Origin of the sequence: Pseudomonas sp. TREG-RG-20F-10-E-6-01, assembly GCF_022662455.1 — a bacterium.
Lineage (GTDB): Bacteria > Pseudomonadota > Gammaproteobacteria > Pseudomonadales > Pseudomonadaceae > Aquipseudomonas.
Genome location: NZ_JAKNQP010000005.1, coordinates 408,301 through 432,615, shown reverse-complemented (window position 1 = coordinate 432,615; position 24,315 = coordinate 408,301). Strand labels below are relative to the sequence as shown.

Here is a 24,315-nt window from a genome sequence, read left to right as displayed (position 1 = left end):
ACACTACGCATTCGCGAGCAAGCCCGCTCCCACATTAGATCTTCACCAAGCCGGTGGACCGTCGCTGGATCACTGCATCCAAGGCGGCGGCGGTTCTTCCGCGGTCTTGGTCGGTGGCGCATCATCCGCCGCGCGAATCGCTTGCTTGCGCTCTTCATCCAACCGCGCCGCTTCAATCTCGCGAATTACACCGCCCACGTCCGCCAGTTCTTCCGGTTCGTCGAACTCGCCGGTTAAAGCGCTGGCCGGGTGCAAGGTGCCGGCTTCGTACAACGCCCACATTTCCTTGGCGTACTTGGTCTTCTTCAACTCCGGAGCAAAGCGCCCGAAGTAGGAAGCCATGTTGCCCACATCCCGCTCCAGCATATTGAACGCGTGGTTGTTGCCCGCCGCATCCACCGCCTGAGGCAGGTCGATGATCACCGGGCCGGTCGGCGTGAGCAGCACGTTGAACTCGGACAAGTCACCGTGCACCAGACCGGTACACAGCATCAGCACGATCTGGGAAATCAGGAAGGCGTGGTATTCGCGCGCCTGGTCCGGCTCCAGCGTCACGTCATTCAGACGTGGCGCCGCATCGCCGTACTCGTCGGCCACCAGTTCCATCAACAGCACGCCTTCAAGGAAGTCGTACGGTTTGGGCACCCGAACGCCCGCACCGGCGAGGCGGAACAGCGCCGCAACTTCGGCGTTCTGCCAGGCATCTTCGGTTTCTTTCTTGCCGAACTTGGAGCCTTTGGCCATGGCTCGGGCCTGGCGGCTGTTACGGACCTTACGGCCTTCCTGGTATTCGGACGCCTGACGAAAACTTCGTTTGTTCGCCTCCTTGTAAACCTTGGCGCAACGCAATTCGTTGCCGCAGCGCACCACATAAACAGCTGCTTCTTTACCACTCATGAGTGGGCGCAGCACTTCGTCGACCAGACCGTCTTCGATCAGGGGTTCAATGCGTTTAGGAGTCTTCATCAGCTTTTATTGTGGGTCCTTTATTACCAAACACGCGTATGGCACTCGTTATACGGCAATCGGCTCGCCTCGGGGAGAGGCTAGCGACCTTTGACACTTAAGAATGCATCCAATATGCCAATTTTTCTGCGCAATTCAGCGCTCGATAATCGCGGTCACGCCCTGCCCGCCCGCGGCACAGATCGAAATCAGCCCACGGCCCTTGCCCGCCGCGTCCAGCAGCTTGGCCAGGTTGGCGACAATGCGCCCGCCGGTGGCCGCAAACGGATGCCCGGCAGCCAATGAACTGCCCTTGACGTTGAGCCGGCTGCGGTCGATGGCACCCAGCGGTGCGTCCAGCCCCAGGCGGGTTTTGCAATATTCCGGGTCTTCCCAGGCTTTGAGCGTGCACAACACTTGGGCAGCGAACGCTTCGTGAATCTCGTAATAATCAAAGTCCTGCAGCGTCAGGCCATTTCTCGCCAGCAAACGGGGCACGGCGTACACCGGCGCCATCAGCAGGCCTTCGGCGCCGTTGACGAAATCCACGGCCGCCGCTTCGCCATCGCGCAGGTACGCCAGGATCGGCAAGCCGTGCTCCCTGGCCCAGGCTTCACTGCCCAGCAGCACCAGCGAGGCGCCATCGGTCAGCGGCGTGGAATTGCCGGCCGTGAGCGTGCCCTTCTCGCTGCGCTCGAACGCCGGTTTGAGGCTGGCGAGTTTTTCCAGGGTCAGGTCCGGACGCAGGTTATTGTCGCGGGTCAGGCCGAGAAAGGGCGTGAGCAAATCGTTGTGCCAGCCTTCGGCGTAGGACGCGGCCATTTTCTGATGGCTTTCAAGGGCCAACTGGTCCTGTTCGACGCGGGGAATCTGCCAGGTCTGCGCCATCAACTCGCAGTGTTGGCCCATGGACAGCCCCGTGCGCGGTTCGCCGTTGCGCGGCAGTTCCGGCTTGAGGTGATGGGGACGAAGTTGTAACAAGACTTTTAATTTGTCCGCCATGGATTTGCTGCGGTTGGCCTGCAGCAGGATCTTGCGCAGGCCTTCATTGACACCGATCGGCGCGTCGGACGTGGTGTCGACGCCACCAGCGATCCCGCACTCTATCTGCCCCAGGGCGATCTTGTTGGCTACCAGCAACGCCGCCTCAAGCCCGGTGCCGCAGGCCTGTTGAATATCGTAGGCCGGGGTTTGCGGCGAGAGGCGCGAACCCAGTACGCATTCGCGCGTGAGGTTGAAGTCGCGGGAATGCTTGAGCACCGCACCTGCGGCCACTTCGCCAATGCGCAGGCCGTGCAGGTTGTAGCGTTCGATCAGGCCTTCCAGGGCTGCGGTCAACATCGCCTGGTTACTCGCCGTGGCATACGGGCCGTTGGACCGGGCGAAGGGGATGCGATTACCGCCAATGATCGCTACACGGCGCAATTGAGTCATGGAAAGCTCCCTGAAGGTTGTGGGTGGAATCATCCAGCCTAGCCTAGGCTGATCGAACGACTGCCGCACCGGGGTGGTCAACCCTTTGAACCCCAGTCTTCGGAGAGCGTTCCATGTCTGACCGTTATATCGACTTCGCCAACTCAAGCCTCGGCCATCGCCTGGTCGCCGCCATTGGCCTGCCGTCACCGGTACGCCTGGAACGCTGGCAGGCCGGGCGCCTGCGTCCGGTGGAAGGCGCACTGCTGCTGGGCGGCGGCGCACTGGCGGCCAAGGTGCTGCCGTTTGCCAATAAACTCACGGACGCTATTTACAGTTACGGTGCCGCACCGCTGTCCGCGCCAGCCTGGATTCCCGGACACGGCCCCAAGCTCAAGGCCGTGGTGTTCGACGCCAGCGACCTGCAGCACACCGATCAGCTCAAGCAGCTGCGCGAATTCTTTCAGCCGCTGCTGAAAAATCTCGACCACAGCGCGCACCTGGTGATTCTTGGCCGAGCGCCGGAAAGCCTCAGCGATCCGTTTGCCGCCAGTGCACAGCGTGCCCTGGAGGGTTTCAGCCGTTCGCTGGCCAAGGAGCTGCGCAGCGGCGGCGTGTTGCAATTGTTGTATGTGGGCGAAGGTGCCGAGGACCAGTTGGAAGGCGCGTTGCGGTTTTTCCTGTCGCCTAAAAGCGCCTACATCTCTGGCCAGGTGATCCGCCTGCAAGCCTGCGCCACGCCGGTCGAGGATTGGACTCGCCCGTTGGCCGGGCGCAAGGCGCTGGTCACCGGCGCGGCGCGTGGGATTGGCGCCGCGATCGCCGAAACCCTGGCGCGCGACGGCGCCGAGGTGATCGTGCTTGATGTGCCGCAGGCCAAGGCCGATCTCGACGCCCTCGCTGCACGCCTGGGCGCCCGCACCGTGGTGCTGGATATTTGCGCCGAAGACGCGGCAACGCAATTGATCGAACACCTGCCGGACGGCGTCGACATCGTGGTGCACAACGCCGGCATCACCCGCGACAAAACCCTGGCCAATATGACCCCGGAATACTGGGACGCGGTGCTGGCGGTCAACCTCAACGCACCGCAGGTGCTGACCAAGGCCCTGCTCGACAGCGGCACCCTGCACGACAACGGGCGCGTGGTGCTGCTGGCGTCCATCAGCGGCATCGCCGGCAACCGCGGGCAAACCAACTACGCCGCGAGCAAGGCCGGGCTGATCGGCCTGGCCCAGGCGTGGGCACCCTTGTTGAGCGAACGCGGGCTCAGCATCAATGCCGTGGCGCCTGGCTTCATCGAAACCCAGATGACCGCGCACATTCCCTTCGCCCTGCGCGAAGCCGGGCGGCGCATGAGTTCACTGGGCCAGGGCGGCTTGCCGCAGGACGTGGCCGAGGCAGTGGCCTGGCTCAGCCAACCGGGTTCCGGAGCGGTCAGCGGCCAAGCGCTGCGGGTGTGTGGGCAAAGCCTGCTGGGAGCATAAATATGGATTGGCAGACATTAGGCACGACCCCGTTTCTGCCGCCGCTGTACTGGCGTGCAGCGCTCAAGCGCAAGATCACCGGCAGCACCTTGCCCGAACAGGGGCTGCGCTGCCGGGTAAGCGTCAATCCCAAGGCCGTGGCGGCCTATCGCAAGGTCTGCGGCTTTGCCGACAGCCCCATTCTGCCGGCCACTTACCCGCACATTCTGGCGTTCGGTTTGCAGATGCAATTGCTCACCGCAAACAACTTTCCGTTCCCTTTGCTGGGGTTGATTCACCTGAGCAACCGTATTCGCGTCCATCGCCCATTGGGCGCGGTCAGCGAGCTGACGATGGCCGTGCACGCGCAAAACCTCAAGCCGCACGCCAAGGGTGCCACCTTTGAAGTGGTCACCACCGTCGAGGACGCCCTTGGCCTGCTATGGGAAGCCGAAAGCCAGATGCTCTGCCGGGGCGTGAAGCTCGAAGGCGAGTCGGTGAATGATGCGTTGCCCAGCCCCACGCAGGTCACCGAACTGGCTCGCTGGAAAGCTCCCGCCGATATCGGCCGCCGCTATGCCCGGGTGTCAGGCGATTACAACCCGATCCACTTGAGCGCCCTGACCGCCAAGTTATTCGGCTTTCCCCAGGCTATCGCGCATGGGCTATGGAACACGGCACGCACCCTCGCGGCGCTGGGTGAACACTTGCCTGCGGCCAATATTGAAATCGTGGTCGAGTTCAAGAAACCGGTCCGCCTGCCCAGTGAAGTAACGTTGCTGGCCAGTGCGCCAGGTTCCAGCGGTGAGTTGCTGTTAACCGGCGCGGGTAACATTGAACACATGATAGGAAAGTGGCAACCGATTGCCTGAATAACGCTGATTAATTGTATATATACACCTTAAGTTATAGCGGACCTTTAAAGGTCCGCTTTTTTATTCAATCCCTTGATTTATAAAAGATATACCTCCCTTCTCTATACCTTTGGCATTAGTCGCTAAGCACTGTCGGGCGACCCGTATATAAATCGTTAATACCAAGTTGAGCGTTGCGAGAAAGAGTGCCCGGGTCTGTGATAACCCCACGGACAAACGTATCGCTATCCCTAGAAGTAACGAGCGTTTGAAACAACCACGGTTGTACAGGTGCAAGGGAACTCAATCATGAAAACTCAAACTCAAGTAGTGCTATGGAAAGCAAGTACCGCGCTGGCCCTGATCATGGCAATGAGCCTCGGTGGCTGCAGCAGCGGTGGCGGTGGACATCACAGCAGCGTGGCCGCGTCGTCGCCTGACGCAGGCGCCGGCACAGGTACCGGAGGCGGTACAGGCGGTGGCTCCGGTGGCGGCACTGGCGGCGGTACTGATGGTGGCACTGGTGGAGGCACCGGCGGCGGTACTGGTGGCGGCACCGGCGGTGGCACTGGTGGAGGCACCGGCGGCGGAACTGGCGGTGGCACTGATGGCGGAACCGGCGGTGGCACCGGCGGTGGCACGGGTGGTGGTACTGGCGGCGGCACTGGAGGCGGAACCGGAGGCGGCACTGGAGGCGGCACCGGCGGTGGCACTGGTGGTGGCACCGGCTCGATTACAACCCCACTGGTAACAGGCCAGATTGCTGGCACCTTGGGCACCACGGTGGGCAATGTCGGTTCAGCAGTCGGTGAAATTGGCTCGACCCTGAACGGCGTTCCTATCGTCGGCGTCACCGCTGGCGGCCTGGTGACCTCCGCCGGTACTGCGGTGACCAGCATCGGCAGCGGTGTAACGACCGGTCTGGGCTCACTGGGCACTGACAGCAACTCCCTGGGCAAAACGGTTGCCGGTGTGGCCAACGGCGTTGCCGACCTGGGCACCGGTGTTTCAGGCGCTGGCAAATCCCTGGGCACCACACTGGGTGGCATCCCTGTTGTCGGCGGCCTGACCGGTGGTGTGGGCACTGCGGCGGGGGGGCTGGTGAATAACGTCGGTCAAGCGGTCACGATGCTCGGCGACACCCTCAGCACGTCCAGTACCACGGGCCCATTGGGTTCGCTGACTAACACCGTTGGCGGCAAAGTACTGGTGCCGGTGGTGTCCCTGGTGGAAAACACCACCGGCAACCTCGGCAAGGCAACGGGCCTGGGCAACCCGGTCAATGGTGTGCTGGATAAAGTTGGCGCCACGGTCACCGGCCTGGGCGGCCAGGTTGCCAGCGCCGGCGGCACCGGCAACCCGGTCACCACGATCGTCGGCGGTGCGCTGACCGGCGTCGGTGGCGTGCTCGACAAGTCGGGTGGTTATGTCGCCCCAGCCAGTGGCGCTGCGGCGCCTGGCTTGCCGGAGTTTGTCGGTGGCCTGGTGGCCAACGTGGGTAATGGTCTGAATGCTGGCAACACCAACGGCACAGTGAGTGCAGCGGGTGTAACCGGTGGCGCAGTGGGCAACACGGTCGCCTCGCTCGGCACCGTGTTGGGCGGCACCGGCGTCGCCAACACCGCCGCCACCGCACCGGTGGCCGGCTTGGCCACTAACGTCGGCGCGGCGCTCAATCCTGTGACGACCGGGGTTAGCACCTTGACGCAAAACATCGGCACCACCACAGGTGTCGGCGCTCCCGTCAACGGCCTGGTGACTCAAGTCGGCGGCGCAGTCAGCGGTATCGGCACCAACCTGACCGCCGCCAATGCCAACCCGATCACTAACGCTGTAGGCACCACCGTCACGGCCGTCGGCAACACCGTAGGCGCAGTGGGCGGCCTGGTCACCGGCGGCACCAGTGGCGCAAGTGGCAGTGGTGGTCTGCTCGGTGGGCTGACCGTAGGCGCTGGCGCCAGCACTTCGGCCAATGGCAGTGCAAGCACTGGCACAAGCGGCGGTCTGGGAGGTTTGCTCAACGGCCTGACCGGCAAAAAATAGAATTGCACCTGGCCGATTAGACGGCCTCCCCTACAGCGCCTACGCTTGGTTGAGACGAGAGACCCTTATCAGTCTCTCGTCTTTTTTATGGGCTGGCGTTAACGACTGCCGCGCCCTCCCGCACCGCGTCCAAGAAACCGGCGGGCCCGAAACGCTGCGGCAGTTTGACCATGGAGTGTCCTATGCGCGTGTTGACGCCGTTGTTATTGCTAACCCTCAGTGCCTACGTCCAGGCCGAGACCCTTCCCAGCTTTCTTAACAGCAACGACACCATTCGCACCCTGCCTGTGCCCAACCTTCCCGCCGATGCCTATCGACCGGTCACACCACAAACCCAGGTGCCGCAAGCGCCTGCGACCCAGAACCAGCCGTTGCAGATGGACACCAAAGTCACCATCCGCAAGCTGCAGATCGAGGGCGGTACGATCTACCCGCTGACGGACACGGCCAAGGCCTACGCATCGCTGATTGGCCATGAGACCAACCTTGCGCAACTGATCGAAGCCACCCGCAGCATCACCCGTCGCTATCAGGACGACGGCTACCTGTTGTCCTACGCGTTCCTGCCGCAACAGTCCTTCGAAAACGGCCTGGTGCGCGTGGTATTGGTGGAGGGTTACATCAAGGATTATCAGCAAAGCGGCGACATCGGCTCGGTGTCGGCCTACGTCGATAAACTGGCAGAAAAACTGTTGGCTGAACGGCCGCTCACGCGCAAGACGTTCGAGCGCTATACCACCCTGATGGGCCGTATCCCCGGCGTAACCCTGCAAGCGCAAGTGCCACCGCCGGGCACCACGGATGGCGCCACGCACATGAAAATCGAAGCCACACGCAAGCCGTTTACTACCAGCATGAGCCTGGTCGACGAAAACCGTGGCGGCACTCAAGCCCTGCTCACCGCCACCAGCAATTCCCAGACGTCCATGGGCGAACAGCTCAACGTCAGCGGCCTGTTCCCACCGGGCGACGATAAAGAACACTACTACCGAGTGGGCTACAGCCAGTTCATCAATGCCGAGGGCAGCCAGCTGGTCTTGGGCGCCGAGCGCTACCGCGCCGACCCCAAAAGCAACATACAGCTGGACGGTGGCTTCGAACTCAAGCCGCATCAGGCGATCGATCGCTACACCATCGGCCTCAGCCATCCGCTGATTGCCTCACCCACCGAATCCTTGACCCTGGGTACACGCCTGTATGCCGTTGACCAGACCACGCGCTATCAACTGGTGGGCTACCCCAACCGATTCGACATCGAAACCAATCTGCGCGCGCTGGCGTTCGAGGCCGACTGGCGCAAAGCCGACACTCGCCAATTACGCATCCTCAGCGCCGGCCTGTACCAAGGCATCAATGGTCTGGGGGCCACTACCCGCAGCGACCTGGAGGTCACCAAGCCTGACCTGGACTTCTTCCGCCTGCGCCTGTCCGGCGTGCAAAGCGACAAGTTTTTCGATAACTGGCAAGGCGTGCTGTCGGGGGCGTTCTACTGGAGCGACGACACCTTGCCCGACAGTGAACGCGCCACCTTCGGCGGGCAGAATTTCGGCCGCGGCTATCCCGACGACCAAGCCTCGGGCGACAAGGGTTGGGGCGTGGCCTATGAAGTCAACTACAGCTTCAACCGTGCCGGCGATTGGTTAAAGGTCCTGCAACCCTACGTGGTGCTCGACCGCGCCAAAACCTGGTTCAACGAGCTGCCGGTCAAAGGTAACGACATGTCGTCGGCGGCTGTGGGACTGCGCTTCGGCGACAACAAGTACTACAACATCGCCCTTGAAGCCGCCAAGCCAATGTCGGACATCGCCCTGGACAGCTTCAACCGGCGGCCGCGTTATACGCTGAGTTTCAGCTATCAACTGTGAGTGTTTGCGGTAGCCCGCCTGCGTGGCGAGTGGGCGTGTTCGTGGCCAATAGACTTGTCCTTGGCCAGGGGCTTATCTGTGGCGAGCGGGCTTGCCCCGCGTTGGGTCGCGAAGCGGCCCTGACCCAGACGCCGCATTTTCCCAGTCAAAACCGCGTTGGCAGGTTTTGGCGCCGCTTCGCAGCGCAACGCGGGGCAAGCCCGCTCGCCACAGACAAGCACGCTCGCCACAGGCAGGCCTCTGGCCGCAGCAAGCCCGCGCCTACAGTTTGTGTTTGATCAGCGGAAACAGGCTGTTGAGGGTATCGATCAACCGCACCAGATAGATGGGTTTGCGAAACAGGTCCAGCACCTGCAGGCGCAGCATGTCGCTGACGTCATCCATCTCGGCATGGCCCGACATCACGATGACCGGCAGGTGTTGGCGATCGGTATGTTCGCGCAGGCGCCTGATCAGCGAGATCCCGCTTTCTTCAGGCATGCGCAGGTCGGTGATGACCAGCGCGATGTCAGGGTTGAGGGTCAGCTCCTGCAGCGCGAAGGTCACGGAGGTGGCGGTAAAACAAACGAAGCCCTCGTTCTCCAGCGACTCCGCCAGTTCTACGAGGGCATCTTCTTCGTCATCCACCAACAGGATCTGTTGGCGTAAAGGTGCAGATGCAGCATTCATGGGCACTACCTGGCATAGCCGATCAATAACGAGCGTACTCACAAGATGCTGCCTGCGACTTACGTCGTGGTAATGGCGCTCTGAATTTTACCGAAGAAGGTCGTGATCTGAGGCCCCAGTGTCGTGCCTGCGGCGAGTACCACCAACGCCACAATAGCCACGAGGATGAGGTATTCAATCGCCGTCGCCCCCTCTTTATTGCGCAAGAGCAGCTGAAGCTGAACATGCAGTTTCATCAACAGATCAAGGACCATCGTACTTCTCCTCTGGCGACTTAACGCCTAATCAAGGGTTTGCACAATCATTATTTACGTTGTGGTAATGGCGGTCTGGATTTTGCCAAAGAACGTCGTGATCTTCGGTCCTAGCGTAGTACCGGCTGCCAGTATCACCAACGCCACAATTGCCACGAGAATGAGGTATTCAATCGCCGTGGCGCCTTCCTTGCGATGAAAAAGCAGCTGGAGTTGAACGTGAAGTTTAATCAACAGATCAAGGATCATTTGTACTGCTCCTTTGGCGACCAGGCGCCCTATCACGGTGTCCTGCACAGTAATTGCGATGTGCCACCTGAGCATTGTCAACAAACCACGCGCTCACAACTGTAAGAACTGATTAATTACAAAGTAGAGGTCGCCTTACTGACGCCTTAAATCCGTGATTTAAAAGGCTAGTTATGGCGGGGTGAAGAAATCTTTCTGTCAGTAATGGCATTTCGTCCTAGCTGAACTACCTTCAAATAGCGAAATAGTTAGTCCGCTGTTCATAGCAGCCGGTTGCGTGATTAGCCTGTTGGGATAGACGGGCTGTGGTGCAACAGGAAAGGGAGAGCCGTCGTGAACACACGTCTGAGTATGATACTGGCCGGCGTGCTTTTGGTCGGCGCACTGTTTGCCGGTTATTGGGGATTGGTGCTCAGTCGTGAACCTGCCCCGGCGCCGCCACCGCCTCCACAGACCGCGCCGGTCGAAAAAGCCGTCGCCGTGGTGGAAGACCAGACCCGCCAGCCAGTGGTCGTACTGGCCCACGATGTACCGCCCTTTGTCGCCCTGAATGCCGCCGACCTCAGTGTAGAAAAACTGCGCACCGTGCCGGCTGGCAGCATGACCAGTGTTGACCAGGCCATTGGCCGCACGCCCTGGCGCGCATTGCAGGCCGGCACTTGGCTCAACGAAGAAAGCTTCACGCCCGGCGGGCCGCTGGCGCGCATGATCCGCCCTGACGAACGCGCCCTGGCGGTGGCCGTGGATGAAGTGATCGGCGCAGCCGGCCAATTGAGTCCAGGCGACTACGTGGACGTGTTGCTCTACCTGCGCCAGGACACCGCCAACCTCGAACAATCGGCCCAAGTAGTCGTCCCCGCCATGCGCTTGCTCAGCGTCGGCGACCAAATGGGCCTGACCAACGACGGCACTCCCGCCTCCCCGCCGGCGATGACCGCCGAAGAAAAAGCCCAACGCCGTGCACCCTCGCGCACGGTTGTGCTGGCGGTGCCCGAGCAACTGCTGAGCCGGCTGATGCTTGCCTCCCAGGCCGGCACTTTGCGCCTGGCCGTGCGCAGTGCCGACGAACGCTTGCTGAGCCAGTACTGGGCCGGCGAAAGCGACGCACCGGGCAAGCTGCAAAGCGCTAATCGCGACCTTTACCAGTTCACGCAACTGGCCTTTGCCCAAGCCCCGAAAAAAGTCGCCCAGAGCGCTCCGCACCGCACCGGTGTGGAGGTGATCCGCGGCAACCAAGCCACCCAACAAACGCCTGATTGAACAAGGATGCTGTGCATGAGCCGACGTTTCGCACCGGTGTTCACGCTGAAAATTGCCTGTGCCCTGCTGCTGTCGAACCTGTCGGTGGGCGGGGCCGTGGCCGCCACCGGCAACTGCAGTAGCTTGGGCCAATTACCCGCAGCCCTTTCGGTGGGCGAAGGCCTGCAACAGGAGCTGCAGTCACCGGTGGCGATCACGCGTCTGGCCATCGGCGACCCGAAAATCGCCGACGTGCACCTCAACGGCGATCGCGGCTTCCTGCTGACCGGCATCGCCTCCGGCACCACCAGCCTGATGGTCTGGACCGCCTGCTCCAACACGCCGCGCCAGAGCATGGTGTTTGTCAAAGGCAAGGCCACAGCGGCGCTGACCAGCCTGTCACTGGCGCCAGCGGACGACCCCGCGCTGCCCAGCCAAGTGCAGACCGACATCCGCTTTGTCGAGGTCAGCCGCACCAAACTCAAGGAAGCCAGCACCAAGATCCTGGGCATGGGCAAAAACTTCTTCCTCGGCAGCCCCAACCTGTTATTTCCCACGCCCAGCACCTTCAAGCTGCCGGTGAGCGCTGACCAGTTCAACATCGGCTTTGGCGGCGGGCGTGTCTCGGCGATGATCAACGCCCTGGAAAGCAGCGGTTTTGCCTACACCCTGGCACGCCCAAGCCTGGTGGCCATGAGCGGGCAAAGCGCGACCTTCCTCGCCGGTGGCGAGATCCCGATCCCGGTGCCCAGCAGTGGCAGTGACACCATCTCCATCGAGTACAAAGAGTTCGGCATTCGCCTGACCCTGACCCCCACCGTCATCGACCGCAACCGGATTTCCCTCAAGGTGGCCCCGGAAGTCAGCGAGCTGGACTACACCAACGCCGTGGTCATTCAAAACATCCAGGTACCGGCGCTGACCATCCGCCGCACCGACACCAGCGTGTCCCTGGCCGATGGCGAGAGTTTCGTGATCAGCGGCCTGATCAGCAGCAGCAACACCACCAACATCAGCAAGTTTCCGGGCCTGGGTGACATCCCGATTCTGGGCGCGTTCTTTCGCGATTCCTCGGTCAACCGCCAGGACAAAGAGCTGCTGATGATCGTCACGCCGCACCTGGTTCAGCCGCTGGCCGCCAACGCTCAACTGCCGTCGTTGCCTGGCGAGAACCTGCGCAACTACGACCCGAACTGGTACCGCCTGTACTTCCTGGAAAACGGCAATTTCGACCGCAACAATGGGTTATCACAATGAGCGATAGCCTGAGCCAGACCTTCCTGGCAATCACCCGCAACACCACTGACCTTGAGTGGCTGCAGGGCGCGCTGGCACCGCTTGGCCAAGTGGTCAGTGCCGGCAGCGGCACGCTGGACGAGTTACTGGCGCTGGTCGATGTGACCTTCGCCAACCTGGTGTTTATCGGCCTCGACCGCGAGCATGTGGTGGCCCAGAGCGCGCTGATCGAAGGCGCGCTGGAAGCCAAACCGATGCTGGCCATCGTCGCCCTCGGTGACGGCATGGACAACCAGTTGGTGCTCAATGCGATGCGCGCCGGGGCGCGGGATTTTGTCGCCTACGGTTCACGCTCAAGCGAAGTGGCCGGGCTGGTGCGCCGCCTGAGCAAACGCCTGCCGCCCGTGACCACCAACACCCAACTGGGCGGCCTCACGGTGCTGTACGGCACTCAAAGCAATGCCGACGGCGCCCTGCTCGCAGGTCACTTGGCGCTGGTTGTACAAAAGAGTGGCCAGCAAACGCTGCTGCTGGACCTGGGCCTGCCACGCGGTGACAGCCTGGCGCTGCTGGGGCTGGAAAGCTCGTTCAATTTTGGCGATGCCCTGCGCCACCTGCGGCGGCTGGACGCGACCTTGATCAACAGCGCCTTCACCTCTGCCGAGGACGGCCTGCGCATCCTCGCCTACGCCCCCAACGATGAGCCGCTGGAACAGACCAGCGCCGCCGAGTTGTACATGCTGCTCAGCGCCCTGCGCCAGCACTTCCAGCACATCGTGGTCAACCTTGCCGGCCAGCAGGACAGCGAAGCGCTGCGCACCTTTGTCAGCCACTGCGACAAGCTGTTGTGGTGCACCGATCAAAGCGTGCTCGACTGCCGTCGCAACCTCGCGATACTCAACCAGTGGCGCGAAAAAGGCATGAAACTGGAGCATGCCAAACTGCTGGTCGATCGCTACATCAAAAGCTGCGCCCCCGATTCCGAGGCGCTGGGAAAGAGCTTTGGGCTGGAGGTAATTGCCGTGTTGCCACTGAGCCCGGAGGTACGCCTGAATGCGAAAAACCAGGGGCAAACCTTGTTCGCCCTGGCCCCGCGAGAACCGCTGACCCTTGGCCTGAAAACCCTGGGCGAACGCCTGGCAAAACGCTCGGAAGGCATGAAAAAACCTTCTCACAACTGGCTTGACCGCCTGCTGGGCACCGGCAAATGAACGGCGAAAAACTCTTCGGCGCCCCCGCTCGCGGCATCGGTGCCAACACCGACCACGATGGGCTCAAGCTGGTGCTGCATCGGTACATCATCGATGCCATCGAAGAGTCGGGCAAGAATCTGCTGGAAGGCTCACGCCCGCTGCTGGCGCAATTTGTCATCGACAAAGTGGCCGAATACATCAACCGCATGCACCTGGCGATCTCGCGCTATGAAATGGAGCGCCTGGCCGAAGAAATCGTCGATGAGCTGACCGGCTTTGGCCCACTGGAAGTGCTGCTGCGCGACCCGTCGGTGACGGAAATCCTGGTCAACGGCCCGCACCGGGTGTTTATCGAGCGGGACGGTGTGCTGCATCAAAGTGACCTGCGCTTTATCGACGCGCACCACGTGGAGCGCGTCATGCAGCGCATCCTCGCGCCTCTGGGCCGGCGTCTGGACGAGTCGTCGCCCATGGTGGATGCGCGCCTGCCCGATGGCAGCCGGGTCAATGCGATCATCCCGCCGATTGCCCTGGACGGGCCGTGCCTGTCGATTCGAAAGTTTCGCAAGGACATGCTCAAGAGCAGCGATTTGGTGGCCATGCAGACCATCGACCAGAACATCTTCGACTTCTTCCAGGAGGCGGTGGGCAAGCGCTGCAACATCCTGATCAGCGGCGGCACCGGCACCGGTAAAACCACGCTGCTGAATATTCTCAGTCAGCTGATCAACCCGCATGAGCGGCTCGTCACCATCGAAGACGTGGCCGAACTTCAACTGGGTCACCCTCACGTCGTGCGCCTGGAAACCCGCCCGCCGAACGCCGAGGGCCATGGTGAGGTGAAAGCCAGCGACCTGATCCGCAACGCCCTGCGGATGCGCCCCGACCGCATCATTCTGGGTGAGATTCGCGGCGTGGAAGTGCTTGATGTACTGACCGCCATGAACACCGGCCACGACGGTTCCATGAGTACCGTGCACGCCAACAACGCGGCCGATGCCTTGCTGCGCCTGGAAACCCTGGTGGGTTTGACCGGCCGGGTGGTGGCGGAGAAAACCCTGCGACAAATGATCTGTGCGGCGCTGGATGTGGTGATTCAACTGACCCGCCTGCCGGACGGCCGTCGTTGCGTCAGCGAAGTGGTCGAGGTGGTCGGCATCCGTGAGGACGTGTACGTGACCAACACCCTGTTCCGCCATGACCGGCGCACCGGCTTCGGCTTCCTGCGCGAGGCGGTCAACCCGGCCGGTGAAAAACTGCGCCGCGAACCGTTACTGCCTTGAAGGGGACGCAAGCATGACCGGGGCCATCCTGCTGCTCATCTGCCTGATTCTGATCGGCCTGTCGATTCGCTCCTTCCAGATCGGTTTGCGCCGCGCCCAGACCGAACGCGTGCTCGGCCGCCTTGCCGAAGGCCAGCCGCAGCTCGTTGAAGAGAACGGCCAGTGGAGCGGCGTGGAGCGCATGTTTCTGCGCGCAGGTCTGGGCAAACCCAGTGACAACCTCGGCCTGTGGCTGGCGATTTGGGCGCTGGGCGCAGTCCTGGGCCTGCTGGTTGCCGGCTGGATCGGTCTGTTGGTGATGGTGGTGTTACCGCTGCTGGTACTGCGCCTGTACATCGCCTGGCGCTATCAACGGCGGATCAAGCGCATGATCGAACAACTGCCGCAATTGCTCGACCACACCGTGCGCAGCCTCAAGTCCGGGCGTACCCTGGCCGACGCGGTGCTGGGCGGCATCGAGATTACCGAAGACCCGCTGCAACACGCCATGGGCCGTATCCGGCGCAACGTGCAGTTGGGCGTGAGCCTGCCGGAGTCGGCCCACGACTTTGCCGAATTTTACGAGCGCGATGAGTTTCGCCTGTTCGCGCTGGGTTTGAAGGTCAACCACCGCTATGGCGGCAACGCCAGCGAGCTGTTGGAAAACCTGATCAAGATGATCCGCGAACGTGAGCAAGCCGCCCGCCAGCTGCGCGCCTTGACCGGCGAAACACGCGTCACGGCCTATGTGCTCACCGCCCTGCCGATCTCGATGATCGGCTACTTCCTGGCGGTGAACCCCGCGTACCTGATGACCATGTGGAACGACGGCACCGGGCGCATTCTGTTGTTCGTGGCGCTGGTGATGCAGTTGTTGGGCTGCTTCACCCTGTGGCGCATGTTGCGGAGCGTATGAGATGGCGATTGCACTGCTGATCAGCGCTGTACTGTTTATCGCCGCCCTCGGGTTAGTGCTGGCCAACCTGATAAAACACCGGCGCGGCCAGCGCCTGGTTGCCCAACGTTTGCAGGGCCAGATGGCGCGCGAACACAGGTTCGGCACGCTGATGCGCCAGCTGGGCAGCAGCCCGCTCGCGCAACGCTCGGTGAGCCTGGACAACGAAACCCAGATCCTGCTCAACCGTGTCGGTTGGCGCAAAGCCAACCAGCGCTCGATGTTCGCCGCCTTCCAGGTCGGTACGCCGTTGCTGCTGTTGATCATGACCCTGGTGGTTCAGCAAGTGATGTACCCCGCGACCGGCTCGCCGTGGCTGGCGCCGTTGCTGGCCCTGGGCATCGGTTATCTGTTGCCCAAGCGCATTCTGGCCAGGGCCGCCAAGGCGCGCCAGCAGCGCATCTCCCGCGAGGTATCGACCTTCATTCCGCTGCTGCGCATTCTGTTCGAATCCGGCATGGCGGTTGAGCAAGCGTTGCGCGTGCTGAGCATTGAAGCGCAACGCCTGTTGCCGGCGCTGACCCATGAGTTGCGCTTGATCCTGACACGGGTCGACTCGGGCCTTGAGCTGAGCGAGGAGCTGGGCAAGACCGCTCGGCTGCTGGCCGTGGATGAATTCACCGACACCTGCACCATCCTCCAGCAGCTGGTTCAGCAAGGCGGCGGCGCGATGAAATCGCTGCTGTCGCTCAAGCAACTGCTCGACGACCGACGCCTCACGCGGATCCAGGAATTCGTCTCGAAGATGTCGGCAAAAATGTCCGTGGTGATGATGGTGTTTTTGTTTCCCGCCTTGCTGATCGTGCTCGGGGGACCCGCCTTTATCGGCATCACCCGGGCCTTGAGTAACTTATGAGGAGCGCCCGATGAAAGCCTTGATAGCTGGTTTGAGCCTGTTGCTGCTGAGTGGCTGCGCCACCAATGGCCAAACCCCGTGGGGCGCGTTTACCGGCACCGGCAGTTGCCCCAAGCCCAGTTCCGATCAGGAGCTGTCGCTGAACCTGGCCGATGAAATGGCCGGCGACGGCAAGCTGCACGCCAGCCTCGCCAACCTGCAAAGCTTGCCGGCCAATCTGCCCCAGGTGCGCCTGCGCCAGGCCAAGGCCTATCGCCTGCTCGGGCGCAGCGAAGCCGAGCCGTTGTACCGCAGCCTGATCGGCACCTGCATGGCCGCCGAAGGCGAACACGGCCTGGGGCAGGTTGCCTCGGCCAAGGGTGATAACGGGCAAGCGATGGCCCACTTGCAACGCGCCGCTCGGCTGGCGCCCACCGACGAGAAAATCCGCAACGACCTGGGCGTGGTGTACCTCAACCAACTGCGCCTGGAAGACGCGCGCTTTGAATTCATGACCGCCATGGAACTCAAGCAGAGCGACCCGCTGGCGGCGGTCAACCTGGTGACGCTGTTGATTTATCAGGACAACTGGAAGCAGGCCGCGCAACTGGTCAGCCAGATGGGCCTGAGCCCCGAGCAAGTCACTGAAGCCCAGGCCCGCGCCGAGAAACTCAAAGGCTCAAGCACACCCGTCGCCAAAGCCAAGGATCAAGTCGCCGCTGTCAGTGATGCCGCAAGCACCCCGAGGAATTGATGATGAAAACACCTTATCTCGCCAGCCTGGCCATGCTCGTGTTGCCCTTCAGCGCCATGGCCATCGAGCCCGGCCCGTCGTCGCCCCAGCAAGCCTTGACCGAGCAATGGCTGACGCTGCAAGTCACGGGCAGCGCCGCGTCGCAAACACCTCAGAAGGCCTCGGCGGCCGAACGTGACAAGGCGCACCAGCGCTTGCTGGACAGCTACAAGTATCCGATTCCGGAGTATTTCGAGCAGAAGGTAGGGGGGAAAACCGGAGGCAGCAATTGATCTATCACTGACACACAGCAGATCTAATGTGGGAGCGGGCTTGCTCGCGAATGCGGTGTATCAGCCAACCTATGGGTGACTGGCACACTGCATTCGCGAGCAAGCCCGCTCCCACATTTTTGACTGCATCCAACCAGGCCGATCAGTGCGCCGTCACTCGCTGGCGCAGCGATGAATTATTTGGCGATAACGCCAATGCCAATTGCGTGCGGTTGTGCATGTGCGTCAGGCGCAGCACTTGGGACACGTACAGCTTCACCGTGTTTTCAGTGATGCCCAACTCACAGGCGATCTGATAGTTGGTCTGCCCCTTGCCCACCAGCCGTGCGACATCCAATTGGCGTGGCGACAACTGGTTGAAGATCGCCGGGATTTCCACCGGCCCGGCATCCTCGGCCGAAGCCTCGTCGCTTTCCCGTCCAGGCCCACTGCTGCGCACTTTATCGAGGTCCTGATACAGGTCGTTGATGGACTCGGAAAGAAACTGCAGTTTCTGGTTCAAGTTACCCAGTTGCAGGTCCTTTTTGCGCTCTTGCAGCGCGGCGTCCTGGCGCTGCAAGCCTTCGAGCAACTCGTGCAGGTTGATGGGCTTCTGGTAGTAGTCCGCGATACCGGCACGCAGGGCCTTGATCACGTCCTGCTTGTCCGCGCGACCGGTCAACATGATGGCTTCGAACGCGCGCTGCTTACCGGCGATTTTTTGCAGGGCCTGCACCAACTCGATGCCATCCATTTCCGGCATATGCAGGTCGCACAGCACCAGGCCGATCTCGGCATCTTCGCTGAAACGCTTCACGGCCTGTTGGCTGGATTCACAGGGGACGCAGCGGTAGCCGCTGCTTTCAAGAAATTCACAGAGTTCTTCCACGATCAGCGGCTGATCGTCGACAACGAGCACTTTTACCGCAGAGGTAAGCTTGTTCACGCGCTACTCCATGCATTTCAAGCCAAAAGATTGACCATCCCTTTACGACACATATCCGGTACATCTCCTCATTAAACGTAGACGCACTTTCTGACTATGTACATAGCGTTAATACCCGCTGACGACTAATGGATCCAAAACCACGCAACGGCAAAACCCACCAGTAAAAACGGGGCGAATGGCTGCTTTTTTGACGCACCGGGCGCGAGATAACCCACATGCTTTTTAAGATATTGATTCATATGCGGCCAAAGCGTTGGCGCAATGATCAGCCAGAGCAAATTGGCGACTGCCGCCCCTACAAACGACCACAGCAAGTACTCCGCATCCGACACCAGCGCCAACGCTGCGAGCAGCTTCACGTCGCCCGCCCCCAGACGACCGAAGGCGTAGCCAGGCAAGGTCAGCAGCAGCGCCAGAAAAAACGCCAACAGCCCCTGCCCGGTCGACGCCCCCAACCAGGTGGTGCCCGTCCAGAGCAGGTAGACCAACGCCAACAAGGCAACGCCCAGCGTCAGACGATTGGCGAGCAACCGCTGCCGAGCATCCTGCACTGCACACAGCACCAACCACACCATCACCACTGCGCCATGGATCACGTAAAAAACATCCCTTTTTGCCGATTGATTCTATGCTGATATCAAGTAGTAGCCGTCAGGGTAGACGCGGTGATGAAAACAAGCCTCCCGGATAAGCAAAAAGGCGCGGCAGCAATCGAATTCATTGCTGTGTTCGTGATTTTTTTCGCCGTGTTCTACGGCATGGTCAGCTATAGCCTGCCGCTGCTGCTGTTGCAGTCGTTCAACCAGGCAACGGCAGAAGCCGTGCGTCTGAGCGTGGCGCTGGACCCCAATATGCAGGGCTACGCCGCCGCCGTGCAAAGCACCGCCAAAACCGCAGTCGCCAACCGTTTGCTGTGGATCCCGCCCGCCTACAAATTCGACGCTGCCACGCAAGTCACCACCACCTTCAACAGCGGCTTGTTGTTAGTGAAGATCAACTACCCCACGGCCAATCTGCAGGCGGTAATGCCCTTTATTGTCCTGCCCGGCATCGGCACCGTACCGCAGCTGCCGACGACGCTGCAGGCCACCTCGAGCCTGCAGTTTTGACCTCGGGGGAAAAACTCTTCGGGCGCCTGCTCGGCCGAAGCAGCGCGCTGGCCCTGGACACGCCTGCGTCGCCTGTCGCCGGGCTGCACCTGTGGTTGGACGCGCACGGCCGCGTGCTCGAAATCAGCGGTGCACTGCGCTCACACCTGGCGCAATACGCTGACTCACCGCCCCTCCAGGACCTGCTGTGTGCCCACAGCGCGATGGCGGTTGAAGGCGTTCCTGCCGATTGGCAGCGCCACAGCCTCGACCTGGATTTCCGCGGCGCCGCCGGGCTCGTGCTGCACACGCGAGGCACGATTGAAGCCCAGGATAACGGCTGGCTGCTGCATGCCGTGGACATCGGCGATTTGCTCAACGGCCGGCACCTGGCCGAGCAGCGCGAACAGGATCAGCAATTGGCCAGCCTTGTGAGTGAACACCTGCGGGTGTGCAGCCTCAGCCGGCTGCCCGACGTGTTCAACGAACAGTTGGCCAGCGTCGCGCAGCGCTGGCGCATCCCGTGTGTGGCCCTCGCGCTGCTCGATCAAGAGGACCAGGACTGGGTGATCTACAGCCAGTACGCCAACCATGATGCGCCGCTGTTCTGGCACAACGGGCAGCGCCTCGGCACCTGCCTGGACAGCCTCAACGGCACTGCCCCGCTGAGTTTGCAGGCACCTTATGGACGCGGAGAACACCCGCGTTTGCACAGCGTATTCGGCAATGCCGACGGGTTTCTGGTGCCGTATCGCGATGGCCAGGGCGTGGCCGCGTGGTTGCTGTGCGGGGCCTACAACGGCCAGCCGCACATGCGCGACCGCGACTGGCTGAACCTCGCCGCCGCCATTGCAGCGCCGCTGCTCAGCCGCCTGCGCGAGCAACGCCACCACCAACAATTGGAGCGCCTCGAAGCCCTGCAAGGCCTGTTGGGCACCGGGTGGTTCGAGTTGCTGCCCGCCAGCGCCGAGATCCAACTTGCGCCGCAATTGATGCGCAACATCGACTCAGAGCAAGCCGCGACCCGGCAAGCCCTCGACACCTGGCTGGCGCTCATCCACCCCGCCGACCGAGAGGAACTGCACAGCCGCCTGCGCGACCTGCAAGCCCTGGGCAAGCCTTTGCTCGCCAGCGTACGCCTTAACCGTGGCGACAGCGCCCAACCGCCGACCTGGTATCGGGTGCAGGGCCAAGTGCTGGGCATGGGTGAGCAACGCCGCTGGGTCGGGTTCATGCTCGACATCAGCGACATCAAGAACCAGCAGGTGCACGCCGACGCCGCCCATGCTCGCCTGGATAACCTGATTGCCAGCTCACCGGCGGTGATCTACGTGCAACGCTACGTGAACGGCGCGCTGCTGCCGGTGTTTTTCAGTGACAGCCTGCTGCCGTTGCTGGGCCGCACCCTCGCCGAGTGCAGCCACGACAGCCTGGTGCAGTGGGTGCATCCCGACGACCGCGACCTGTACTTCCAGCGCACGCGCCAACTGCTGCGCGAAGGCAGCGTGCGCAGTCGTTACCGTGTGCAGGACAAACAGGGCAATTACCACTGGCTGCTTGATGAAGCCAAATTGCTGCGCGACGACCTGGGCCTGCCGGTGGAGGCGATTGGCCTGTGGCTGGACGTCACCGACGCGACCGTGGCTGCGCAACAGGTCAAAGCCAGCGAGGAGCGTTACCGAATTCTGGTGGAAGACTCCCCGGCGATGATCTGCCGCTACCGCCCGGACCTGACCCTGACCTTCGGCAACACGCCATTGGCCAACTACCTCGAATGCCGTCCCGCACAGTTGCGCGGGCTGAACCTGGGCGACTGGCTCTCAGCCGAACAGCGCGAGGCGTTTGTGCAGCGCATCCGGCAGTTGACTCCGGAGTTCCCGGTCAGCACCGCCGAAATCAGCCTGCAACTGCCCGGGCGCGAACACGCCTGGTGGGTCTGGTCGGACCGCGGCGTGTTCGATGAGCGCGGCGCCCTGGTCGAGGTGCAGGCCGTGGGCCGCGACAACACCGAAGTGCGACGCTCGCAGCAGCAACTGACGCAAAGCGCAAAAATGGCCACCCTCGGCGAAATGGCCACGGGCCTGGCCCATGAGATCAACCAGCCGCTGAACGTGATGCGCATGGCCATCGTCAATGTGCTCAAGCGCCTGGGCAGTGGCAACGTGCAGGTCGACTACCTCACCGAAAAACTCCAGCGCATCGACGCCCAGGTTCAACGCGCAGCCCGGGTGGTGGACCATATGCGCGTGTTCGGCCGCCGCTCGGAAGTCGAGCAACAACCATTCGACCCGGCGCAGGCAGTTGAGGGCACGCTCTCGTTGCTCAGCGAAGGCCTGCGCGGCAAAGGCGTGGAAGTCCGCCTGACCCAGGCGGACGTTCCCGTGCAGGTCAAAGGTTACGTCGACCAGCTTGAACAGGTGCTGATCAACCTGATGGTCAACGCCCGCGATGCCCTGCTGGGCCAGCGCGAAAAAGACCCTGAGTTGCGCCCGTGGATCGCCGTGCACACCGAACACGATAGCCGTCACGTGCGCATCTGGGTCGAGGACAATGGCGGGGGCATTGACCCACGCTTGCTGGAGCGGATCTTCGAACCGTTCTTCACCACCAAGCCCATTGGCGTGGGCACCGGGCTGGGCCTGTCGGTGAGCTACGGCATCGTCGAGAACATGGGCGGACGCCTGAGCGTCAGCAATGGCGAACAGGGCGCACGGTTTTGTGTGGAACTGCCCAGGGCCACCGACGCTTAGATCACCAGGTAGGCCTCACCAGTCTGGCCGCAGGTGAGGTTGGCGCCCACGTTCACATTCGTCAGGCTGATGCCCAACATGTTCAACAGGTTGTTGAGGATCGGGTTGAGCAGCGGGCCCAGCAGGCTATCCACCACCGGGGTGACGATGGCGCTGACGCCACCGAGCAGCGACACGACGCTTGCCGCCAGTGCGCCCAGCGGGTTACTGCCGACCGGCTGGTACGCCGTGATGCCTACGCCGTTAAGCGTGGTCGACAGGCTGCTGACCACATTGGTCGCCGGCGCGGCCGCCTGATAGGTCGGGGTGAGGCCCACGTTAGGCGGCGTGGCGAATGGCGCAGTACTGGAGAACACCAGGGTTTGATTGCTCGCCGCAATCGGGCCTAGCACCTTGATCGCGACGCCACCGGCGGCGAACGGTACACGCGTCCCGCAGGTGCCGACTCCGAGGATTTCATGGCAGGTCTTGGTGCCGATGTCGATCAGCGCCAAAGGCGCCACGGTCATCGGTAACGTGCTGGAAAACGCATTGGTGATAGCGCCCACATTCAGCGACGCCAGCGAGGTGGTGGTGTAAGCCGTCAGGCTCTTGGTGCCAGCGCTGCCTGTCGGGCAACTGTAGGCGGTGACATAGCTGCTGGCGCCGCCGGCATCCAGCACGATATTGAGCGGCAGGTTGCCCGGCAACGGCAGCAGATCCAGTTGTTGGCAGCCGGCCCCCAGCAAACACAGCGCCGAGTTGATCGTGCTCACCAGGTTCAGGCTCAACAGGCTGTTGACCACCGGCGTCAGCGGCCCCACCAGGTTATTCACGGCCGTGGTGAGCCCCGACAAGCTGCTCAGCACCGGCAGGCTGACCGTCACCTCGGTGCGCACCTGGGCGGTACGCACATAAATCGCATTCGGCCCCTGGGGATTGGCCGCGGCCAGCGCCGGGTCACCCATCGCCGAGAGTTGCGGCGGCTCGATCACTTTGACCTGGGTGGTGATGTTGGCCAGCCCCAGCAGGCTGACGGGCAAGATCGCGGCAGCCGCACTCTGGCTGTTGGACAGCTGCACCACCCCCTGAATCAGCTGGAACACCTGCAGGTTGGCATTCAGCGCGGCGGCGGTGATGCCTGTCTGCAACTGCAGGATCTGCCCGAGGGTCAGCGGGGCCTGGTTGATGGCGGCGATTTTCAAGCTGCCCAGGGCCGTCAATACATCCGCCGTCGCGCCGTTGGCGGTGAGCACCGTGATCGCGGCCTGGATCAATTGCGAGGCGGTGACATTGGTGTTGAGCAGTTGGGTGTAGTTACCCGCGGTCACGCCCAGGTTGATCGCCAGTTGGTCGAGGTAACTGAGCAGGCTGATATTGGTGTTGAGCAAGCCATTCCAGCCGGCGAGTGTCAGGTTGAGGTTGCCGCCGAGCAAGCCGCTGAACAAGGGGTTCAACAGGCTTGCGCTGGCGCTATTGACGCTGGCCAACGTGCTGTTGATGGTCAGTTGGGCCAAGGATGGCGTGGGCTTGGCCGCCACCGCCGTGGCTGACAAGACCGTGTTGAGGCTGACCGGGTTGCCGGAAAACAGTGCCCACACCCCGCCGGCCACGCTGGTCGTGACGGTTTTGCTGGCCACTACCTGGATCGCTGACGCCAACGCGGGGTTTGCGCTGAACGTGCGCTGGCCCGAGGCGCCAGTGGTGACGGAGCCACAGCTGGTCACCAGGGTGTTGCCGTTGCCCACCACGAAATAATTGCGCGCCACGCTTTGCCCGGCGTAGGCCGCCGCACTCAACCCCGCCAGGCAGTTGCCGTTGCGGCTGACGGCTTCCAGCGCTGCGGTGTCCGCCACGCCTTGCAACTTGCGCTTTTCCAGGTACAAACGGCCGCTGTCGATCACCAGCAGGGTAAACGCCAACACCACCGCCAATACGCCGGCGGCCATCAAGCCAATGGCGCCGCGCTGCTTGCCATGAAATCGGGGAGACATCGAGCACTCCTGTGCCGGCGAGTCGCCGAGCGCTTACTCTCCTGGGGTGTCTTTGAGTGTAGACAAGGGCTG

23 protein-coding genes are annotated in these 24,315 nt (G+C 62.2%); 15 read left to right on the top strand and 8 right to left on the bottom strand.

Features of this window, described 5'->3' with window-relative positions:
• Positions 1–69: 69 nt before the first annotated feature.
• Positions 70–966, bottom strand: a complete 897-nt coding sequence (locus tag L8K08_RS18065; protein ID WP_106577732.1) for a PA4780 family RIO1-like protein kinase — start codon at positions 964–966, stop codon at positions 70–72.
• A gap of 135 nt (positions 967–1,101) precedes the next feature.
• Complete coding sequence (locus L8K08_RS18060) at positions 1,102–2,379, bottom strand: acetyl-CoA C-acetyltransferase (RefSeq protein ID WP_242199109.1); 1,278 nt, start codon at positions 2,377–2,379, stop codon at positions 1,102–1,104.
• 113 nt (positions 2,380–2,492) lie between these two features.
• Between L8K08_RS18060 and L8K08_RS18055 the strand changes: the two genes are divergently transcribed.
• The 5 genes from L8K08_RS18055 to L8K08_RS18040 all read left to right on the top strand — a co-directional run bounded on the left by L8K08_RS18055 (position 2,493) and on the right by L8K08_RS18040 (position 8,586).
• Complete coding sequence (locus tag L8K08_RS18055) at positions 2,493–3,845, top strand: 3-oxoacyl-ACP reductase (protein ID WP_242199105.1); 1,353 nt, start codon at positions 2,493–2,495, stop codon at positions 3,843–3,845.
• A 2-nt stretch (positions 3,846–3,847) separates the two neighbouring features.
• Positions 3,848–4,696, top strand: coding sequence for a MaoC/PaaZ C-terminal domain-containing protein (locus L8K08_RS18050; protein ID WP_242199102.1), 849 nt, complete (start codon positions 3,848–3,850; stop codon positions 4,694–4,696).
• 364 nt (positions 4,697–5,060) lie between these two features.
• Complete coding sequence (locus tag L8K08_RS30355; RefSeq protein WP_347341009.1) at positions 5,061–5,429, top strand: hypothetical protein; 369 nt, start codon at positions 5,061–5,063, stop codon at positions 5,427–5,429.
• Between the two features lie 20 nt (positions 5,430–5,449).
• Entirely contained in the window at positions 5,450–6,721 is a 1,272-nt protein-coding gene (locus L8K08_RS18045; protein WP_347341008.1) for a collagen-like triple helix repeat-containing protein, read from the top strand.
• Between the two features lie 182 nt (positions 6,722–6,903).
• Positions 6,904–8,586 (top strand): POTRA domain-containing protein, encoded by a 1,683-nt coding sequence (locus L8K08_RS18040; RefSeq protein WP_242199098.1) that lies wholly within the window; start codon positions 6,904–6,906, stop codon positions 8,584–8,586.
• 261 nt (positions 8,587–8,847) lie between these two features.
• Here L8K08_RS18040 and L8K08_RS18035 read toward each other — a convergent pair whose 3' ends face one another.
• From L8K08_RS18035 to L8K08_RS18025, 3 genes are read right to left on the bottom strand one after another with little or no spacing between them, the layout of a single operon-like run.
• Entirely contained in the window at positions 8,848–9,255 is a 408-nt protein-coding gene (locus L8K08_RS18035; protein WP_145160348.1) for a response regulator, read from the bottom strand.
• A gap of 59 nt (positions 9,256–9,314) precedes the next feature.
• Positions 9,315–9,509 carry a Flp family type IVb pilin gene (locus L8K08_RS18030; protein WP_145160347.1) on the bottom strand — a complete coding sequence of 65 codons (195 nt, stop codon included), beginning with the start codon at positions 9,507–9,509 and terminating at the stop codon, positions 9,315–9,317.
• Positions 9,510–9,563: 54 nt separating this feature from the next.
• Complete coding sequence (locus L8K08_RS18025; protein ID WP_119737765.1) at positions 9,564–9,758, bottom strand: Flp family type IVb pilin; 195 nt, start codon at positions 9,756–9,758, stop codon at positions 9,564–9,566.
• Positions 9,759–10,091: 333 nt separating this feature from the next.
• Here L8K08_RS18025 and cpaB point away from each other — a divergent pair, with 333 nt between their 5' ends.
• The 8 genes from cpaB to L8K08_RS17985 are packed head-to-tail and all read left to right on the top strand — an operon-like array spanning position 10,092 to position 17,504.
• On the top strand, positions 10,092–11,018 hold the full coding sequence (gene cpaB, locus L8K08_RS18020; RefSeq protein WP_106577724.1) for a Flp pilus assembly protein CpaB: 927 nt from the start codon (positions 10,092–10,094) through the stop codon (positions 11,016–11,018).
• Between the two features lie 15 nt (positions 11,019–11,033).
• On the top strand, positions 11,034–12,254 hold the full coding sequence (locus L8K08_RS18015; RefSeq protein WP_242199096.1) for a type II and III secretion system protein family protein: 1,221 nt from the start codon (positions 11,034–11,036) through the stop codon (positions 12,252–12,254).
• Positions 12,251–13,444 carry a pilus assembly protein gene (locus L8K08_RS18010; protein WP_145160343.1) on the top strand — a complete coding sequence of 398 codons (1,194 nt, stop codon included), beginning with the start codon at positions 12,251–12,253 and terminating at the stop codon, positions 13,442–13,444. The genes L8K08_RS18015 and L8K08_RS18010 overlap by 4 nt, the downstream gene beginning before the upstream one ends.
• Positions 13,441–14,709 carry a CpaF family protein gene (locus L8K08_RS18005; RefSeq protein WP_242199094.1) on the top strand — a complete coding sequence of 423 codons (1,269 nt, stop codon included), beginning with the start codon at positions 13,441–13,443 and terminating at the stop codon, positions 14,707–14,709. Before L8K08_RS18010 ends, L8K08_RS18005 begins: the two co-directional genes overlap by 4 nt.
• 13 nt (positions 14,710–14,722) lie before the next feature.
• Positions 14,723–15,604 carry a type II secretion system F family protein gene (locus L8K08_RS18000; protein ID WP_242199092.1) on the top strand — a complete coding sequence of 294 codons (882 nt, stop codon included), beginning with the start codon at positions 14,723–14,725 and terminating at the stop codon, positions 15,602–15,604.
• A 1-nt stretch (position 15,605) separates the two neighbouring features.
• Entirely contained in the window at positions 15,606–16,499 is an 894-nt protein-coding gene (locus L8K08_RS17995) for a type II secretion system F family protein (RefSeq protein WP_145160337.1), read from the top strand.
• A gap of 10 nt (positions 16,500–16,509) precedes the next feature.
• Positions 16,510–17,232, top strand: coding sequence for a tetratricopeptide repeat protein (locus L8K08_RS17990; RefSeq protein WP_145160335.1), 723 nt, complete (start codon positions 16,510–16,512; stop codon positions 17,230–17,232).
• 2 nt (positions 17,233–17,234) lie between these two features.
• Complete coding sequence (locus L8K08_RS17985; RefSeq protein ID WP_242199090.1) at positions 17,235–17,504, top strand: DUF3613 domain-containing protein; 270 nt, start codon at positions 17,235–17,237, stop codon at positions 17,502–17,504.
• Between the two features lie 142 nt (positions 17,505–17,646).
• Here the strand turns inward: L8K08_RS17985 and L8K08_RS17980 are convergent, their stop codons facing one another.
• Both L8K08_RS17980 and L8K08_RS17975 read right to left on the bottom strand, forming a co-directional pair.
• On the bottom strand, positions 17,647–18,429 hold the full coding sequence (locus L8K08_RS17980; RefSeq protein ID WP_242199087.1) for a response regulator transcription factor: 783 nt from the start codon (positions 18,427–18,429) through the stop codon (positions 17,647–17,649).
• Between the two features lie 125 nt (positions 18,430–18,554).
• Entirely contained in the window at positions 18,555–19,007 is a 453-nt protein-coding gene (locus tag L8K08_RS17975; protein WP_242199136.1) for a prepilin peptidase, read from the bottom strand.
• A 93-nt stretch (positions 19,008–19,100) separates the two neighbouring features.
• Between L8K08_RS17975 and L8K08_RS17970 the strand changes: the two genes are divergently transcribed.
• On the top strand, positions 19,101–19,541 hold the full coding sequence (locus tag L8K08_RS17970; protein WP_145160327.1) for a TadE/TadG family type IV pilus assembly protein: 441 nt from the start codon (positions 19,101–19,103) through the stop codon (positions 19,539–19,541).
• Positions 19,538–22,270, top strand: a complete 2,733-nt coding sequence (locus L8K08_RS17965; protein ID WP_242199085.1) for a PAS domain-containing sensor histidine kinase — start codon at positions 19,538–19,540, stop codon at positions 22,268–22,270. Before L8K08_RS17970 ends, L8K08_RS17965 begins: the two co-directional genes overlap by 4 nt.
• Here L8K08_RS17965 and L8K08_RS17960 read toward each other — a convergent pair.
• Positions 22,267–24,243, bottom strand: a complete 1,977-nt coding sequence (locus L8K08_RS17960; RefSeq protein WP_242199083.1) for a pilus assembly protein TadG-related protein — start codon at positions 24,241–24,243, stop codon at positions 22,267–22,269. The two genes, L8K08_RS17965 and L8K08_RS17960, sit on opposite strands and share 4 nt — an antisense overlap.
• Positions 24,244–24,315: the final 72 nt, after the last annotated feature.

What these genes read in the sequence shown, in the direction of transcription:
- L8K08_RS17990 (WP_145160335.1), top strand. Translation starts at nt 16,510, where the DNA reads ATGAAAGCCTTGATAGCTGGTTTGAGCCTGTTGCTGCTGAGTGGCTGC.
- L8K08_RS18010 (WP_145160343.1), top strand. Translation starts at nt 12,251, where the DNA reads ATGAGCGATAGCCTGAGCCAGACCTTCCTGGCAATCACCCGCAACACC.
- L8K08_RS18000 (WP_242199092.1), top strand. Translation starts at nt 14,723, where the DNA reads ATGACCGGGGCCATCCTGCTGCTCATCTGCCTGATTCTGATCGGCCTG.
- L8K08_RS18025 (WP_119737765.1), bottom strand. Translation starts at nt 9,758, where the DNA reads ATGATCCTTGATCTGTTGATTAAACTTCACGTTCAACTCCAGCTGCTT.
- L8K08_RS18060 (WP_242199109.1), bottom strand. Translation starts at nt 2,379, where the DNA reads ATGACTCAATTGCGCCGTGTAGCGATCATTGGCGGTAATCGCATCCCC.
- L8K08_RS18030 (WP_145160347.1), bottom strand. Translation starts at nt 9,509, where the DNA reads ATGGTCCTTGATCTGTTGATGAAACTGCATGTTCAGCTTCAGCTGCTC.
- L8K08_RS17960 (WP_242199083.1), bottom strand. Translation starts at nt 24,243, where the DNA reads ATGTCTCCCCGATTTCATGGCAAGCAGCGCGGCGCCATTGGCTTGATG.
- L8K08_RS17975 (WP_242199136.1), bottom strand. Translation starts at nt 19,007, where the DNA reads ATGGTGTGGTTGGTGCTGTGTGCAGTGCAGGATGCTCGGCAGCGGTTG.
- L8K08_RS17985 (WP_242199090.1), top strand. Translation starts at nt 17,235, where the DNA reads ATGAAAACACCTTATCTCGCCAGCCTGGCCATGCTCGTGTTGCCCTTC.
- L8K08_RS18040 (WP_242199098.1), top strand. Translation starts at nt 6,904, where the DNA reads ATGCGCGTGTTGACGCCGTTGTTATTGCTAACCCTCAGTGCCTACGTC.
- L8K08_RS18065 (WP_106577732.1), bottom strand. Translation starts at nt 966, where the DNA reads ATGAAGACTCCTAAACGCATTGAACCCCTGATCGAAGACGGTCTGGTC.
- L8K08_RS17970 (WP_145160327.1), top strand. Translation starts at nt 19,101, where the DNA reads ATGAAAACAAGCCTCCCGGATAAGCAAAAAGGCGCGGCAGCAATCGAA.
- L8K08_RS18005 (WP_242199094.1), top strand. Translation starts at nt 13,441, where the DNA reads ATGAACGGCGAAAAACTCTTCGGCGCCCCCGCTCGCGGCATCGGTGCC.
- L8K08_RS18050 (WP_242199102.1), top strand. Translation starts at nt 3,848, where the DNA reads ATGGATTGGCAGACATTAGGCACGACCCCGTTTCTGCCGCCGCTGTAC.
- L8K08_RS17995 (WP_145160337.1), top strand. Translation starts at nt 15,606, where the DNA reads ATGGCGATTGCACTGCTGATCAGCGCTGTACTGTTTATCGCCGCCCTC.
- L8K08_RS18035 (WP_145160348.1), bottom strand. Translation starts at nt 9,255, where the DNA reads ATGAATGCTGCATCTGCACCTTTACGCCAACAGATCCTGTTGGTGGAT.
- L8K08_RS18055 (WP_242199105.1), top strand. Translation starts at nt 2,493, where the DNA reads ATGTCTGACCGTTATATCGACTTCGCCAACTCAAGCCTCGGCCATCGC.
- L8K08_RS18015 (WP_242199096.1), top strand. Translation starts at nt 11,034, where the DNA reads ATGAGCCGACGTTTCGCACCGGTGTTCACGCTGAAAATTGCCTGTGCC.